The organism is Paenibacillus sp. Z3-2, from assembly GCF_054161325.1.
In genome coordinates this window covers 4976616-4993331 of sequence record NZ_CP096397.1, presented here as the reverse complement: position 1 = coordinate 4993331, position 16716 = coordinate 4976616, and the positions used below count along the sequence as shown (strand labels likewise).

Sequence of the window (16716 nt, the reverse complement as noted above, 5' to 3'; positions counted from 1 at the left end):
TTATAATCTCATATAGTCGTTCGGTAAAAGCTTGATAAACCAGCAGTTGGAAGAGATTCCGACTGCTTTTTTGGGTCTGATTACATGAAGCACTGGTTGATTCAAAAAAGAATTATCCTGTTGAGTGTTTGAGATCCTCTATCATTGGGGTAAATATAGATATGGCCCACGATTCGGCCACAGGAAAAAGACCATCGTGGTCTATGAGAGAAGCCTTAGCGCTTTCCAACAAATATAATGTAGTGATCCCTTGAAGGAGGATGTTCAATCATGAAATCCAACGGAAAAATGGCTCAACTTACAGCAACGCCCAGAACGGAAAAGAAAGGTGCAGCACTGCGCCTGTTAAGACAAGGTGGACGAGTTCCCGCTGTCGTTTACGGCCCGGGACAAGAAGGTGCCTCCATACATGTAGATGAAAAAGAAATGCTGAAAGTGGCACGCACAGGCCGCTCCGAAATGTTCAACCTGAATGTTGAGGGCGGTAAAACAGTTCCGGTGCTGATCAAGGATCAGCAAGAGCGTAACGGACGTTTGCTGCATGTAGACTTCCTGCAAATATCCAAGAACAAGCCGATCAGCGTAAGTGTTTCGATCGACTTCCAGGGAACAGCAGCCGGCTCGAAAGCTGGCGGTGTGTTCCAGACACAAGAAACACAATTGGAAGTAGAAGGATTGCCTGCGGATCTGCCAACTTCCATTGAAGTCGATGTCAGCGGGTTGGACATTGGTGATCGCTTGACTGCTGCGGATATCAAACTGGATAAAGGTTTGACACTCATAACATCACCTGAATCCATCATCGCTTCCGTTATGCCGCCACAAGCGGTTGAGGAAGAGCCAACAGCATCTGCTGAGGAAGCTGAACCGGCAGCTGAGGGAAAAGCTGCAGAAGAATAAGCCATGCTAAGGGATCTCGCGAGATCCGATGCAAACCCGAGCCCAGTCCTAAGGACTGGGCTTTTTTTATTTTCCGAGCAAGTTCAATAGTCACATCGTTCGCATGAATGTGGAGAATGTACTACAATTCATGTTAAAGGAAAAGAAGGTGGGTTTATTCAATGTTTGATCCAACGGTATATGACAATCTGAAAGTTGGCTTTGAAAATGTTCTATATGATATGGATAACCTGGATGAACGTATTCAGATTACGGGACGTAAAGATCGGCTGGAGATGGCAGTGATGTCCAGAGAGTTCATGTTACAATTCTGTCTCAGGGATCGTCCGGAAGTAAGAGGGGAAGTCGTGTTAAGCAGTTCCCTTGAGGAGCTCGCAGCGGAGATTCTGGAGACGCCTGGCGCTCATCCAGGTTGCCGTTTGGAAATCCGGTTTGGCATGGTTATGAAGGAGCCTGAGAGGCAGTGCTCAACTATTCGTTCGATATTGCAACAAAGCTGGCCTGAGCAGCGGATCTGCCAGACTATCCAGTATATCTTCGATGAACAGCCAATCACGTATAACGTTACGGCACACGTACATTTTGACCGCAGTGTGAATGAAGACCAGATGGGAGATATTCCTGAACTCTGTGAGCATATGGCGAATGTGATGAAACAATTGAATACCATTTCATAACCAGTAATTCCTATAAATAGCCTTGTCTCTTTGAAGAGATTAGGCTTTTTTTGTATTAATTTTAGAAATTTGTATAGGCTCTCAGACTTAGGTATAAGGAGTTTATGGTAAATAATTTACGCAAGCAAGTAAGAGAATGTATATTAAAAGAGGGAAAAAGTGCAATTGAACTATATACAGACGGTGAAATTGCGAAAATAATATTGGGACTAAAGATTTAGTTCTGTACTAAAGGAACTAGTTTTCCTTGCCGATAAAATATCGAAGGGGAGAAACTACATGACAGAGAAATTAATTCGTCTGCTGCGTATACTTCAAGCTATACAAGCAAATCCTGGAATTTCGGCCAAGGAGTTGGCGATGAAATGCGGTACGACAGTACGCACGATCTATCGTGATCTTCGGATTTTGGACAGGGTCGCCCCTATTATGAACGAAGGATATGGCAAGGGTTACCGATTTATTGGTGAGTTTGCGATGTATCCGTTAGACTTTACTGAACAGGAAGCCATGGTCTTCTCCATGCTTCCATCCGTAGTCGATACCTCTAAGTTACCTGCTGAATTTGATTCAGCTTTTGACAAGGTCATGTCGGCTCATACCAAATTAAAATCAAGAAACAGTGACATTGTAGAAAATATTGCGGGAATTATTCGAATGGGTACTCCGGCTTATCGGGAGGAAGGAAAAGACCCCAATTTGCTCATTCCCATCATCGAAGCGATCCTAAGCCGGCAAACGATTCGTACTCATTATCATACGCTGACCAGAAATGAGATCACGGTCCGGGATATTGATCCTTATTATCTTATTCCGCGAGATCAACGTTTTTATCTGATTGGGTACTGTCATTTGCTGCAAAAAGTCCGATTGTTTCGAATTAGCCGCTTTCTGGATGTGGAGAGAACACATGTTGAATTCGACAAGGGTGATTTCAACATAACGCAGTACATGAAGAACACATGGTCCATTGACCGTGGCGATGAAAATATCCATTTCAAAGTAAGATTCTCTGAGAAAGTGGCCCCCTACATAAAAGAAGAAGAGATGTTTGTTCGCCCGCGAATGACAGATATGTCGGATGGGGGATTGTTATTTGAAGTGACACTGAATAGCGGCCGAGAATTTTTGAAATGGTTGTATCAATTTGGGCCCGAGGCAGAAGTACTTGAACCTCTTGAGTTTCGTAGAGAGATACGGAAGCAACTCGTGGCGTGGTTGGAGCATTATGAGAACAATGAATCTTTGTAATGTTAATCATGAAGAATACAGGAAAAGGAGCAGGTGATATGAGTACCAAATTATTCGCAGCTATGTATGGGATGGACCATTACCATGGCGTACAGGTTTTACATGTGGGGGATACCGTGTACCTCGTCAAAGATCCAGATAATGGCTTGGATCACCAAGCCATTAAGGTTGTCATTCCCCCAATTGGAGCCGTAGGTTATATCGTTAATGATCCGGTTGTTGTTCCTCATGGATGTTGGACCGGGGCTGCATTCTACGATGTATTTCATCAACTAACGTGTGCCAAAGTACGATTCATGATGAAAGATATGGTTATTATGGAGTTGATTGAAATGAGCCATATTCCCATTCCTCAGATGGATTCTTTTATTACCGGATGGCAATCACGTGAAAAAGCTTGATCTTCTTAAATAATATCTCCCTCTATTTGGGGTCAAGATGATTATCAAAACAGAAGGAGGCTCATTCACGGATGAGCCTGGTATAGGTGGCTTCCAGATGCATGGCTGTTCGGGTCCAACTGAATTGTGCGACTGCGCTATCTCGACCAGCCTTCCCCAATATTTCGGCAGAATTCGGACTGCTTGCAAGTTTATACAGGCAAGAGGCAAAACGTTGAGGACGCTTATAAGACGTCACTAGGTACCCATTGATACCTGATTCAATAATCTCACGAATACCTCCGTTATCAGAAGCAATAACAGGCAATCCCGAAGCCATGGCCTCCACATTAACCAGGCCAAAGGCTTCGTGTTCTTGGGATGGACAGACGAGACAATCGACTGCCCGGTATAACTGATCGATATGCTCATGGTTTATCTGGCCTCGAAAAGAGATGTGGACTTTTTGTTTCCGGGCAAGCTCGCGAAGTTTACGCACGTAGAGCGGAGGCCCTTTGCCTGCCACAACCAGTTGAACAGGCGTCTGTTGCTGAAGAAGAGCAGTTGCCCGAATTAATATGTCTACGCCTTTGCCGGGGATGAGCCTACCGACATATAGAATAGAGAATGGTTTAGTGATTCCAAATTGCGTACGCAGGCGAAGCTGTTCTTCACTGGACTCAGCAGGCCGGAAGCGACTTAGATCTGCACCAAGTGGAACAACGCTCATCCGGCGTTTTACAAACGGAAATCTGCGGCCCAGCCTTTGTCTCAAGGATTGGCTGTTGACGGCGATCCAATCGGCTTTTTTCATTAATGCGTGTCTGGAAGCTCCAGGCTGCGCGAACGTTAGCGAGTGGAGATAGAGTACAACGGGGGTGTGTGGAAAAGCTTGTTTAATGGCAGCCATGCTTCGGGGCCTGTTATCCACTTGAATCACATCAAAGGGTTGTTTGGATAACAGTCGTATGGCTGCTTTGGTGTACCCGACAGGGCTTGATGCAGGCACGCGCAGAATGGTTATGCCGTCGATCTGCTCCGTGGCGGCGAGACCTGCCATTTGACGACTTATGATGGTCACCTGATGGCGATGGGCAAGTTCGCGAGCGATGCCCAGAATGCAGATTTCCACTGAACCATTACCGGGCAAAGGCAATTTCTCGGGTGCAACCATAGCGATTTTCATGATCAGGCTCCTCCTTGTCCGACATCTGTAACAATCTTCGTTATATATCCTATGAGCATCAGAAGCATTTGGCTCCTGTAAACAGGCAGGTGAACCACCCATATGAGTGTGCAGGAATAATCTGCTGCATGTATTGGAGCGGAAATCTGCGACTTTTGTGATATACTGTACGGGAACATTGAGTTCGTTACATGTATAGAAGCAGGAGGAAAATGATGTTACATTCTATGCTGGGGCGCTTCCGGCTGATGTTGTGGTTGCAGGGGATTTCGTATGTGTTGCTGCTGTTTGTTGCTTTTCCATTGAGGGATGCCGGGATTATGCCGCAGGCTGTCACATGGTTTGGAAATTTGTACGGTTTTTTGTTTTTAATGTATTTGTTGTTTATGGTGAGTTTGTACACTTCACAGAAATGGCGTTTGCGCCGTCCAATTGCTCTGTTCTTCGTTTCCTTCATTCCACTGGGGAACATGATCTACGATATTGTTGTATTCCGTAAGTTGTCTCGTCAATTAAATAAAGCTTGACTTTATTTAACGTTATGAAATATGATGAGTACAGGTTAAACAACCCGTTCCAACTAAAACTACATATTCCTGTTAAAGGGGAGTAGCTTTTACAGTAAAGTCGTCAATTCGGGATCATATCCCCGGCTTTATTGGCAGCAATTTTGTTGTTAGCGAGACCTTTACCAAGTTTTCATGCTCGGTAAAGGTCTCTTTTTGTGGATATAAAAGGACCTTACCAGTGATGGTAAAGGTCCTTTTTTTTGTACATCATAAGAATATTAAGGAGGAGTCAATTTTGGATGTTTCATTATTATTAGAATATGGGTGGGTGCTTGCTGTCTTAGTGGTCCTTGAAGGATTACTCGCAGCAGATAATGCATTGGTACTCGCAATTATGGTTAAACACTTGCCTGAAGATAAGCGCAAAAAAGCGTTGTTCTATGGTCTGATGGGTGCATTTGTTTTCCGTTTAGGTTCGTTGTTCCTGATCTCTTTCCTAGTCGATGTATGGCAGGTACAAGCGATCGGTGCCCTGTATCTCCTGTACATTTCGATTAACCACATCGTTAAAAAGATACTTGGCAGTCGAAATAAAACAGATGAAGCAGCTGATTCAACTCCGAAGAAACCGAAAAAACAATCCGGTTTCTGGATGACGGTATTCAAAGTCGAAGTAGCGGATATCGCATTTGCAGTCGATTCTATTTTGGCTGCTGTTGCTTTGGCCGTGGCGTTGCCACCAAGTGGATTGCCTCCAATTGGGGGACTTGACGGTGGACAGTTTATCGTTATCTTCCTCGGTGGATTCATCGGGCTTGTGATCATGCGTTTTGCAGCCACATACTTCGTGAAATTGCTTCATTCCCGTCCAGGGCTTGAAGTTGCGGCTTTTGTCATCGTAGGTTGGGTAGGGGTTAAACTGGCAGTTATAACACTTGCACACCCTTCGTTGGGTGTTCTGGATGAGCATTTCCCGGAAAATAAAATTTGGAAATTCGGATTCTATATTGTACTGATCACCATTGCGGTATGTGGTTGGTTCCTGTCTTCCAAAGCTCCTGAAAAAGAAGACGAAAATCCGGTTGAAGAGTTGGAAAAACAAGCAGGATTGTAATAATAATGTTACGCTAACAACATCATTATTAGCTGCAAAACAGGAGGCTGTCCTAGGACAGTCTCCTGTTTTTGTTGCATATGAAATATGCGTATGGTCCATTTTCCAAGAAAAGGGTTGACACATGAATTCTAGTCCCCTTAATATAAGACTAACATTAACGAAGGGAGGCCGAGAGACATGATGCTTGGTTATGATTTGATTCAAACAGGGCGCAACGTAGACACAATAGCATATCCGGCTCATCGTTTCATTGGCCTCATACGGTCGACATAGGAGATAGGCATATCGCTTAACAGGTGTATAAACGATATGCGTTCTTCGCTTATATTATAGCGATGGATGACAGACACAGCATATTCATGCTGCTCTGTTCTCCGTTATTGTCATTCAGTAGAAGTCATGGGCGAATAGCCTATGGCTTTTTTATGTTTATTTTATACAAGGAATCAGCAAACCGAATTTGCTGAACGTACAGGAAGGAATAAAACACATTTATGAATACAGAGTTTAATTTATTGACCAAGCAGAACGAATTCGCAGGTGACTATCGGCATGAAGTGAAATTGCCTGCAGGCGACCTAACCGTATATGCGGCGCAACAGCTCTTCTCCTCGCTGGATTACAAGGTGTTCGAGATGGCGAACAATAATCTGCAGATTCCGGGAATCTCTTATATGAGTTACACACCAGACGTACATGTCGGTGTAGGTACCTGCATTGGAACGACAGCTGTGTGGGATGCGCAGAGTGGATATGTATCTCCCTCCATCGTGGGCAGTGATATTGGCTGTGGCATGCGAGTGCATATGACGAACCTGCACAAGGACGAATTGAAAGATATCAAACTCCGCCGCAAACTCGTTAAGGCCATTGAGAAAGTATTGCCGATGGAGGCGAACCAGCGAGGCCATTACTCAGATATCAGACTGGAACATATTGTTCGTAAAGGGCTGCATGGGTTACCCAAAAAGTATATTCCGGACAGCTATACCCCGAAAAAATCAACCTCGATGACGCATGTGGAAAGTAGTAAGTTCGTTTACGATGAGGATGTGTTAAACCACATTCCAGATATGACGTGGCATCGTTCACATCGTCAGCTCGGTACACTGGGTGGGGGAAATCATTTTGCCGAAATCCAGGCGATTGAAATTGCAGAAGAGAATCGTGAAATCGCCGAAGCTTGGGGATTGTACGATGGGCAGGTCGTGGTCATGATTCATTCCGGCTCGCGTGCATGGGGTGGTTATGTAAGTCAGACGAGTTCGTCGGCCATTGCCAAAGTCATGCAGCGCCTTAACCTGGGAACATCCGACCCGAGACTGGTCTTTGCCCCGCTTGAGCATGCGGAAGGTCGTCATTATGTAAATATGATGTATTCTGCTTTGAATTACGCCGTTGTCAATCGTCATCTGATTGCGTATGCTATTCGCGAGGCTTTCCGGGATGTGTTTGGCTCCAAATGTGAATTTCGTACATTGTACGATCTGATGCACAACTATGCCTGGGAGGAATCTCACGCAGATCAAGGTTCCATATTTGTGCATCGAAAAGGTGCGACACGTGCGTTGCCAGCAGGGCACCCGGATAATCCAAAGCCTTATCTGGCAACAGGACATCCCGCGCTTATTCCCGGTTCCATGGGAACTGCTTCGTATATCATGGTGGGTCAGCCACAAGGCGCCGATAATTATTATTCAATATGTCACGGTGCGGGTCGGATCCGTTCACGGACGGCAACGAAGCGACTGGTTTCCGTGGAAGATTTTGCTTCGGCACTGGGTGTGGGTACAGAAGATGAGATTGTGGTAAACCAGCGCTCGCTTGAATCCATTATTGATGAGTCACCTCAGGCTTATAAAAATGTAGATGAAATTATAGACAGTGTTACCGGCGCAGGCCTGGCTCAAGTTGTAGCCAAATGCAAACCGCTTGTAGCGGTAAAAGGAGCGAAATAATGACAATAAACGAAAAACAAACCGATCCAACGCAAGCGATTTATACCTATGACGAACAACATGATACCCGAATTCGAGTGGAAGGGTACGCTATCTATTCAAGGCTCATCCGTGGAATCAGTGAGGCACTCAATCAGCGTTATGGGGTCGAATACAAGCTCTATGCCAGTTCTGACCCGAACAATGAATATTGGGAGTTACTCCGGGAAGACTTGCAGAATGGTAGTGCCGAAGTGGAATTGGTAGCCCGCATATTCGAGGATCTGGAGCTTCAGACGTTGCATTACGACGATGATGGAGATGTGCCCACCTATGGTGTGCATTACTCCATTCGTAATAACGTATTTGCCTATCCGAAATGGGGCGTTGCGCTTGTGCGTGTTCCATTTTTCCGAGAGAACGGAATCTACAGTGAAGACTTTGTCTTTGCTGTCGGTGATGAGGAGATGAAGCAATTTCTGGGAAGTGTCCGCGAACGGGAACGTCAGCAAAATATGAAAAAAGTGACGGTTTACACCGATGCCCGGAATGGCAGCGATCGCCATGTCGAATCTATCACTCGTTCCGTGGGAAGGGAAGATGTCGTTCTCTCGGCCCAGATCAAACAGGATATTTTCCGCTCGCTGGATCAATTCTTTGAAGCGGATCGTTCTTTTTACCGAGATTATGATATCCCGTACAAACGGGGAATTCTATTGTATGGACACCCTGGAAACGGCAAGACCACATTGGTGAAATCCATTGCTGGAAGTATCCCGGGACCGGCTGCGTATTGGCAGATTACGGAGTATACCAATAGTGAATCGGTGCGTGAAGTGTTCGAGGCTGCCAAACGGTTGGCACCGATGGTGCTGATTATTGAGGACATCGATTCGATGCCGGATGAAGTCCGTTCCTTTTTCCTGAATACACTGGATGGAGCAACTTCGAAAGAAGGCATTTTCCTGATCGGGACAACGAATTATCCGGAGAAAATAGACCCAGGCCTGATGAACCGAGCTGGACGGTTCGACCGAGCTTATGAAATTCCGTTGCCAGATGAAGAGCTTCGCCTGCAATATTTGCGGCAACGAGGCTTCACCATATTCGCGGGTGAAGCAGGCACGGTAGAGGCAGCCCGCCTGACCGACACCTTCTCTCTTGCGCAGCTGGGTGAGTTGTATGTCAGTGTTGCGCTGGAATGGCATCAGAATGGACAGACAGACATTGTGAAAGTCATTCAGTCGATGCGTGGCGAATTGGACAAGAGCCACAAACATACCTGGCTAGCGCAGCCGGGTAAGGAACGTGCAGGATTTTATTGATTGGTAGGATCGATTCATAATCGGAACATGGCCACTGTGACGTACATGAACTTTTAGTATGGGACTATAAATAATCCTACCTCAATTGGTGATACTAACCTTGTCTGATCTAACATACAATGACTTTCGGGAGGTACATAACGCAGCCCTGAGCTGGTGAGATGCCGGAAAGTGACGCGATCTGTTTCCATACTGGGCCGAGGCCTGTTTTGCAGAGAAGGATGCATCCGGACAAAAGGTAATATGCAAAAAAAATTTATGCCAATTGTTTAAATGCTTCTGTAGCGGTTAATAGTAGACAGACAACAACAAAAACTTTAATTAGAGGTGAATGATATGGGTTGGTTATGGTCATTAATTATCGGTGGTATCATTGGTTGGTTGGCAGGTCTGATCGTTGGTCGTGACATCCCGGGTGGTGTAATTGGTAACATCATTGCTGGTTTCATCGGTGGATGGTTAGGTGGAGTAATCTTGGGAGATATGGGTCCTGAGATGGGCGGATTCCACATTGTACCTGCATTGATTGGTGCAATCGTTCTTGTAGCGATCGTAAGCTTGATCTTCCGTTCGATGGGACGTAGTCGCGGGTAACGAATTCTAGATAACTTCTTGAATAAGTTGTCAGCCATATGTAGTACAAAATGAAGAGGTTGATTGAGAGCCATATCGATGGCTTTCAATCAACCTCTTGTTGTTTTACAATATAAGAATGTATGCGCACATTAGCATCAGTATTATATAGGTAGTTTCGATAAGAAGGGATGAACGGAATGGAAAAAGCTACATTCGCCGGCGGATGTTTCTGGTGTATGGTTACACCGTTTGAAGAACAACCGGGCATTCATGGTATTGTATCGGGTTATGCCGGCGGTCACGTCGAGAATCCAACATATGAGCAGGTCAAAACAGGAGAGACTGGTCATGTCGAAGTGGTCGAAATAACATTTGATCCAGATGTATTCCCTTATGAACGACTGCTGGAGCTGTACTGGCCCCAGATTGATCCGACGGATGACGGAGGCCAGTTCCAGGATCGGGGTACACAGTATCGTACAGCAATCTTTGTGCATAATGAACGTCAGCGTGAGCTTGCTGAACAGTCCAAGCAGGAACTTGCAGCTAGTGTAAGATTCGATCAACCCATTGTTACGGAAATTCGTGATGCTGTCGTATTTTATCCGGCTGAAGACTATCATCAGAATTACCACAAGAAAAACGAGAAACACTATAAGGAAGACCGTGCGTTATCCGGACGGGACGAGTTTATAGAAGAAAATTGGAAATAGAATAAGGATATCCTGACAGTGAAAAGCCGGAGAGTTCTTTATAGAACTTTTCCGGCTTTTTTTGGCTAGTATATGGAACTAGAATCACTGGCATACGATAAAGATCCTGATAGACTCTTTTTTATTTTGCAGGAGTGGACTTCAGTACATATTTGGACAATGACTCATTGTTCATGGAATAGATGATATCATCCATATAAGTAGAGATACCTTCTAATGAAGGAACTGAAGCACTGGTGGTGTAGACATGTACGTCCTCCAGTTTCTGTGGATCAAGAATGTATCCTGTTTTGGCAAAATCAAGCTGGTACTGTCCATCCTGCGTCTGGTCCACACGCATAAGTGCAGGTTGTGCGTCCTTGAATGTACGCTCGGTCACTTTGCCTTTCATCGTGTACAGTTCCAGCTTCTGCCCTGTCAGGACTGTATAGCCGTTGCCAGCTGTCTGAATGTAGGCATCACCAGCAATGGCACGTCCCCAAGCGAGCTTGCCATCGATGCCAAAGCCCATCAGTCGGTTACCCGTGTTCTCGAAATTGGCACGCATAAGAATGGAACCATCGCCCAGAATAGCCAGTGATTCACCGCCGCCATCTCCTAGTGTATTCGCACTGGCGGGGAATTGGTAGAAGGACAGACGATTCAATGTACGATCATAGATCTCCACTTTGGGATTCGCGGCTTGTTGCCAGAAGTTGCCTACCTTGGTTTGTTTACTGGCATCCACTACAATTCGGCCATGATCAGCTTTAAGCACAGCACCGTTAATCGTCTTTTCGTTAATCAGCTTGCCCTTTTTGTCATATAACGAGATGGCTGAGCGAACTGAACCATTCGATTGTACGCCCTGACTTGTAGCAACCATCAGCGTATCGTTATCCAGTAGGGAAATACTTGCAGGTGAATTCACCGTTTTGACCCAGTTGGTTTTGCCAGATGTATTGAATGAGTACAATTTTTTGGTTTTGTCCGAATACTCCATATACACATATGCTGTACCGTTGCTTGCATATACCGAATCGGAGTAGGTTGTGTAAGGGCCACTTTTCTCATGGAATATCGTATTCCACTTCAATTGTCCAGTTGTCGCATCGAATGCCTGAAGGGAGTCCAGTTGCCAGTCCAGTGTTGTTTTGCTGCTTGTTTTGGTGACGGGCTGGGAAGCATGCACATATACGAGATTTTTCGAAGGCACGGCATAGATTTCCTTGATCAGGACATCTTTCTCTGTATTGGCCTCAGACAGCAACAGAGAAGATGATGTCCACGCCGGTTTGGGCATGGATTCGGGTGAGGCGGCAGCGTAACTCGTTGTATGCATGGTGAAGAGGAGCATGCCGCTAAGAATGAGGGCAGCCCATGTTTTGGACTTGTGTTTGGTCAATGTATGCAAGTGATAAACCACCTTTCTTCTTCGGTTCAAAATAGAACCGATTGTTGAATTTTACCATTGAAGTCAAGTTGAATTCAACCGAACATACTGTAACCTTTTATTATTAGTATATCGTATTATCTCTGTTTAATGAAGTGGGACGGTTACAGGGATTTCATCTTCTTTCGATGAAGGGGGAAGTCTGATATATTTAGTGCGGTGACAAGCCATATCTGCATAAGACGTTGGATACAACATAGGAATGAACAAGGAGAAGAGCTATGAATTGGAGTGAAAATGTGACCCTATGGGTCATTGGATGTATCATCATATTGTTGATATTGACCTGGATTATTCGGCGTGTTATCGGGCGCGGGCAGCGGATCCGAAGTGAAGCCAATCCTCGTAAGATTACGATAAAGGACATCGACAAGATGGAGGACGGTTCGGAATTTGAATTATATCTCTATCATCTATTTGAAGAGCTCGGGTACGATGAGGTTCATAAAACGACAAGCAGCCGGGACTTCGGGGCTGATCTTGTATTTGTTGATCGACTCGGTAGACGAAGTGTTGTACAAGCGAAGCGATATGGTGCGAACCATCCCGTAGGGTTGAGTGCTGTGCAGGAAATCTATACATCCATGCGTTATTATGAAGCCGACCGATCGATTGTATTGACGTCTGCCCGTTACACCGAAGCCTGCAGGACACTTGCAGCGGTCAATGGAGTGAAGTTGCTGGATCGGGAAGACCTGATGGAGTTAATTCTGTTATTCAAAGCGAAAAGAATGGCAGAAGCACTGGAACTGATTGAGGAAGATGATCACGAACCGATTGAGACGTGGCAGTCCAGGCGAAAGCGGCAATCCCGCTAAGTACTTGGGTTGGGTGGAACCCTTTTAATGATGTATATGCCTATTCCAGTAGGAGCACCTTCACTTGCGTAGCTGCACATGATATATTGAGTGTATATCAACCAAAGGAGAGTGTAATCCATTATGGCACGTACACAAACACAAAAAGCATTACGCAAAGCAGAGCGTTCAAGTAAGTGGTGCTCGGAACAGAGCCGGAGAGTCAACGGTGATTATGGTGCGCTATCCCAGCATGTACGCCTCATGCCTACAAAGCAGGAAAAATTGCAAAAGGTCAAACACAAGAAGCAGATCATCCAGGATGGTGGTGCTTCTTTTTATTTTGGGAAGAAGAACCTATACATATGACAACAGCGCTGCACATGAATAAGAAAATCGTTCGGCGTTTTTTGCTGCAAACACAAGCTTTACTGGGACGTTGGCCCGCAGTTTCCTTACCTTCGGGACCCGACCAAGTTTTGAGTCTGATCCGCTCCCTTGGCTGTGTGCAGATCGATCCTGTGGCTGCTGTAACCGGGAACCAGCATTTGGTGCTGGGTGCTCGTGACCCTGGTTATACTTCTAACAGTTTAAATGCGCTGCTGAGTGATCACAAGGTGTTTGAATATTTTGCAAATGCCGCCTGTGTCATTCCAATCGAAGACTATGCTCTTTTTGAACCTGTGCGTGCTCGGTTAAGGGAGCGTCTGGCTCCGTCCTTACAAGGTCTGGAGAAAACAGTGCAGCATGTGTTACAGCGTTTGAAGGAAGAAGGGCCTTTACCTTCGAGAGCTTTCCGTGCTGTTGAACGGGTAAGTGGTTATTGGGACAGTGCGGATGTGCCGAAGACCAAGGATACAACACTTGCTCTGAATCTACTGTTGGACTCCGCTGTGATTCGTGTGGTGGCGAGGCAGGGGAATGAACGTTATTTTGATATTACCGAATCCGAATTGCAGCAACAGGGGCTTCCGATGAAAGAAGACATGGATGTGTTTGCCCAGAGACAGGCTCTGCTGGATAAATACATTCATGCATATCGGGTTGTAGATGCCCGTGATCCCCGTCTGGGTTGGCTCAAATCTACAGCGGCTGAACGTCGGGCTGATATCGCTGCCCGTGTGTCAGATGGACGAATGATCCCGCTTGAGGTGGAGGACGTGGCGACACCTTATTATATTCGTGCTGAAGATGAGGATTTGCTACTACGTATGGAAAGGGAAGAGCCACACTATGATCCGTCAGGTCCGGTACGTTTCTTGCCGCCGCTGGACAACCTGTTATGGAGAAGAGAACGTATTGTGGATTTATTTGATTTTCATTATAAATGGGAGATTTATACGCCAGAGGTGAAAAGAACCTACGGGTATTATGCCATGCCTATTCTTCACGGTGATCGGCTGATTGGACGGATGGACCCCAGACTGGATCGCAAAACAGGAGTACTTACGGTCCGCTTGTTATCCATGGAGGAGACAGCTCCACCTGTGGAGAAATGGATCACGGATTTCAGAGAGGGGCTGCAATTCTTTGCATCCATGCATGGAGCGCGTTCCATCACCATGGATAAGACGGTACCGAAAGGGTTGAAAAAGCTGCTAAAATCGATTTGATTAGGGAATATGCGAGGAGTATACGGGTACGGGAATTGGAATTAATGAAAGGATCTAAAAGGACAAAAAAAGGGGGAGCCCAATGGCTCCTCCTTCATTGATTTTAAAATTATAACTTTAGCAATACATCCGCAGTGCTAACGAAAACCTAAGCTCACGTCCACACAAAGAATTCTTTAGTTCACCAGATGGGGCATTTCAACGTTCGGATCAACATCTGCTTCATAATCCACGCCATCTGTCTCAAAACCAAACAGTTGGAAGAATTCGCGACGATAACCTTCCAGATCGGACAGATCGTAGATGTTCTCTGTGGTCAATTCATTCCAGAGGTTCGCTACTTCTTCCTGAACGTCAGCTCTCATCTCCCAATCGTCAATACGAATACGGCCTTCGGCATCGGTTGGAACTTCTCCTCCAGCATACAGGCGATCAGCGAACAGACGTTGCAATTGCTCGATGCAGCCTTCATGCAGGCCTTTTTCTTTCATGACTTTGTACAATGCTGAGATGTACAGCGGCACCACTGGAATGGCGGAGCTGGATTGGGTCACCAGCGCTTTGGCTACTGTTACGTACGCACGTCCACCTTTTGCACTTAGACGATCATTCAGCTTGCGTGCAGTGGTTTCCAGATGATTCTTGGCCTGACCGATGGAACCATCACGATAAATGGCATGGGTAAGTTCAGGGCCGATGTAGGAGAAAGCGATCGTTGTTGCATCATCAGCAAGCACACCACCTTGTTGAAGGGCATCCATCCACAGTTCCCAATCGTCTCCGCCCATAACGGTTACCGTTTGACGAATTTCTTCCTCAGTTGCCGGTTCAAGAGTAACGGAACTGATCTCGCCTGTATGGAAATTCACTGTTTTGTTCGTGTAGGATTGTCCGATGGGCTTCAACACAGAGTTGTATACTTCTCCCGTGTTCGGATCAATACGACGTGCGGAGGCTACGCTGTATACAACCAGATCCACTTGACCGAGTTCACTGCGAATCAGTTCAACGGCTTTGTCTCTTGTTTCGTTTGCGAAGGCATCACCTGTGATGCTGTACGATTTCAGGCCTGCTTCTTCAGCGGCTTTTTCGAATGCAGCGGAGTTGTACCAACCTGCTGAAGCTGTACGTTTTTCTGTAGAACTGCTCGGACGGTAAATGCCGATCGTATTCGCTCCTGCTCCAAAAGCAGAAACAACGCGTGACGCTAGTCCGTATCCGGTGGAAGCACCGATGACGAGCACATTTTTGGGGCCTTTCAGTTCCGGCTGGGATTTTACATAATCAATCTGTTCCTGCACTTGCGCAGCGCAACCTACAGGATGGGAAGTGGTACAAATAAAACCACGTGTTCTTGGTTTAATAATCATTTATTTGCATCCTTTCATATTCAGCTCATGTTTTCAGCATTTCGATAAAATGCTCTTACACATACTCTCTTATTGTAAAACAATTATCTGGGAAACGGAAACCGTTTCGGTTGATTTTGCCGGAAGGGTGGCGTGATATCTCCAATTTTGCGATGATATTACAAAGGCTGCGGCTCAGGATGAGGAAACACTCGAATTTTGAAATAAAAAACGACATTGTTTACAAGCATAATCTAACTTGATATAATTTAACACGTAAAAGCGTTTAAGCGTTTAAGTGGTAAATATCATTAGAGAGGTGAAACTAATGAAATTCATCGTTTCAGCTAGTGTGATTGTACTTAATGAAAAAAACGAAATTCTGTTAATGCGAGGTCGTCGTGGTTGGGAGATGCCTCAAGGATGTGTAGAAGAAGGGGAAACAATTAGGGAGGCCGCTATCCGAGAAGTGAAAGAGGAAACAGGAATCGAAGTAGAACTAATTAGTTTCTGTGGGTTGTATCAGAATATAACTCGTGGTGTATGTAACAACATTTTTACAGGCAAGCCAGTGGCCGGTACATTAACAACAAGTATAGAGAGCGATGAGGTAGGTTACTTCTCTTTGGAAGAGGCAAGGAAAATGATAACTTGGGGCAATTTCATAGAAAGAATAGATATGGCACTTAATAATCAAACTCAGCCCTTTCTCGTAGAATTTCGAGAATCACACTAAGGAAAGTAAATCATCTGAAATGGTTTCATCATTGACCTAACGGGAAACTCTAGTTGAATAGACCCAGTCTAAAACCTCTAGATTTAATTTCCGAGGCATGCTGAGCTATGAAAAAGCCAACCATACAAATGCTTAACTGCGCGAAAAGCGACAGAGAGAACTTTCTCGCCGCTTTTTTAACTTTTTATAATTAGATGATATTATGATTAGTGATAGGG

17 protein-coding genes are annotated in these 16716 nt (G+C 45.4%); 14 read left to right on the top strand and 3 right to left on the bottom strand.

What is annotated here, in order from left to right:
* Positions 1-270 precede the first annotated feature (270 nt).
* The 4 genes from M1D71_RS22380 to M1D71_RS22365 all read left to right on the top strand — a co-directional run bounded on the left by M1D71_RS22380 (position 271) and on the right by M1D71_RS22365 (position 3229).
* Entirely contained in the window at positions 271-900 is a 630-nt protein-coding gene (locus tag M1D71_RS22380; protein ID WP_458123743.1) for a 50S ribosomal protein L25, read from the top strand.
* Between the two features lie 161 nt (positions 901-1061).
* On the top strand, positions 1062-1577 hold the full coding sequence (locus M1D71_RS22375; RefSeq protein WP_458123742.1) for a hypothetical protein: 516 nt from the start codon (positions 1062-1064) through the stop codon (positions 1575-1577).
* A 279-nt stretch (positions 1578-1856) separates the two neighbouring features.
* Positions 1857-2828, top strand: coding sequence for a helix-turn-helix transcriptional regulator (locus M1D71_RS22370; RefSeq protein WP_458123741.1), 972 nt, complete (start codon positions 1857-1859; stop codon positions 2826-2828).
* Between the two features lie 38 nt (positions 2829-2866).
* Positions 2867-3229: an HIRAN domain-containing protein gene (locus M1D71_RS22365; RefSeq protein WP_458123740.1), complete on the top strand. Its 363-nt coding sequence runs from the start codon at positions 2867-2869 to the stop codon at positions 3227-3229.
* 61 nt (positions 3230-3290) lie between these two features.
* On the opposite strand, the gene M1D71_RS22360 is transcribed toward M1D71_RS22365, so the two are convergent.
* The gene (locus tag M1D71_RS22360; RefSeq protein WP_458123739.1) at positions 3291-4394 is read right to left on the bottom strand and encodes a glycosyltransferase family 4 protein; all 1104 of its coding nucleotides are present in this window, start codon (positions 4392-4394) and stop codon (positions 3291-3293) included.
* 212 nt (positions 4395-4606) lie between these two features.
* Between M1D71_RS22360 and M1D71_RS22355 the strand changes: the two genes are divergently transcribed.
* From M1D71_RS22355 to msrA, 6 genes are all read left to right on the top strand, one after another.
* Positions 4607-4921 carry a DUF3817 domain-containing protein gene (locus tag M1D71_RS22355; protein WP_458123738.1) on the top strand — a complete coding sequence of 105 codons (315 nt, stop codon included), beginning with the start codon at positions 4607-4609 and terminating at the stop codon, positions 4919-4921.
* A gap of 277 nt (positions 4922-5198) precedes the next feature.
* Complete coding sequence (locus M1D71_RS22350; RefSeq protein ID WP_458123737.1) at positions 5199-6017, top strand: TerC family protein; 819 nt, start codon at positions 5199-5201, stop codon at positions 6015-6017.
* 497 nt (positions 6018-6514) lie between these two features.
* Complete coding sequence (locus M1D71_RS22345) at positions 6515-7978, top strand: RtcB family protein (protein ID WP_458123736.1); 1464 nt, start codon at positions 6515-6517, stop codon at positions 7976-7978.
* Entirely contained in the window at positions 7978-9282 is a 1305-nt protein-coding gene (locus M1D71_RS22340) for an ATP-binding protein (protein ID WP_458123735.1), read from the top strand. Before M1D71_RS22345 ends, M1D71_RS22340 begins: the two co-directional genes overlap by 1 nt.
* A gap of 336 nt (positions 9283-9618) precedes the next feature.
* Positions 9619-9876 (top strand): GlsB/YeaQ/YmgE family stress response membrane protein, encoded by a 258-nt coding sequence (locus M1D71_RS22335; protein ID WP_062835823.1) that lies wholly within the window; start codon positions 9619-9621, stop codon positions 9874-9876.
* Positions 9877-10055: 179 nt separating this feature from the next.
* Positions 10056-10571: a peptide-methionine (S)-S-oxide reductase MsrA gene (msrA, locus tag M1D71_RS22330; protein WP_458123734.1), complete on the top strand. Its 516-nt coding sequence runs from the start codon at positions 10056-10058 to the stop codon at positions 10569-10571.
* A 121-nt stretch (positions 10572-10692) separates the two neighbouring features.
* Here the strand turns inward: msrA and M1D71_RS22325 are convergent, their stop codons facing one another.
* Positions 10693-11964 (bottom strand): hypothetical protein, encoded by a 1272-nt coding sequence (locus M1D71_RS22325; protein ID WP_458123733.1) that lies wholly within the window; start codon positions 11962-11964, stop codon positions 10693-10695.
* A gap of 260 nt (positions 11965-12224) precedes the next feature.
* On the opposite strand from M1D71_RS22325, the gene M1D71_RS22320 reads away from it, so the two are divergent.
* The 3 genes from M1D71_RS22320 (at position 12225) to M1D71_RS22310 (ending at position 14413) form a co-directional block, all read left to right on the top strand.
* Positions 12225-12821 (top strand): restriction endonuclease, encoded by a 597-nt coding sequence (locus tag M1D71_RS22320; protein ID WP_145323879.1) that lies wholly within the window; start codon positions 12225-12227, stop codon positions 12819-12821.
* A gap of 123 nt (positions 12822-12944) precedes the next feature.
* Positions 12945-13169: a hypothetical protein gene (locus M1D71_RS22315; protein ID WP_458123732.1), complete on the top strand. Its 225-nt coding sequence runs from the start codon at positions 12945-12947 to the stop codon at positions 13167-13169.
* A complete protein-coding gene (locus M1D71_RS22310; RefSeq protein WP_458123731.1) occupies positions 13166-14413 on the top strand; it encodes a DNA glycosylase AlkZ-like family protein in 1248 nt (415 codons plus the stop codon). The genes M1D71_RS22315 and M1D71_RS22310 overlap by 4 nt, the downstream gene beginning before the upstream one ends.
* A 176-nt stretch (positions 14414-14589) precedes the next feature.
* On the opposite strand, the gene fabV is transcribed toward M1D71_RS22310, so the two are convergent.
* Positions 14590-15783 carry an enoyl-ACP reductase FabV gene (fabV, locus tag M1D71_RS22305; RefSeq protein ID WP_458123730.1) on the bottom strand — a complete coding sequence of 398 codons (1194 nt, stop codon included), beginning with the start codon at positions 15781-15783 and terminating at the stop codon, positions 14590-14592.
* Between the two features lie 307 nt (positions 15784-16090).
* On the opposite strand from fabV, the gene M1D71_RS22300 reads away from it, so the two are divergent.
* Positions 16091-16498, top strand: coding sequence for an NUDIX hydrolase (locus tag M1D71_RS22300; RefSeq protein ID WP_458123729.1), 408 nt, complete (start codon positions 16091-16093; stop codon positions 16496-16498).
* Positions 16499-16716 lie beyond the last annotated feature (218 nt).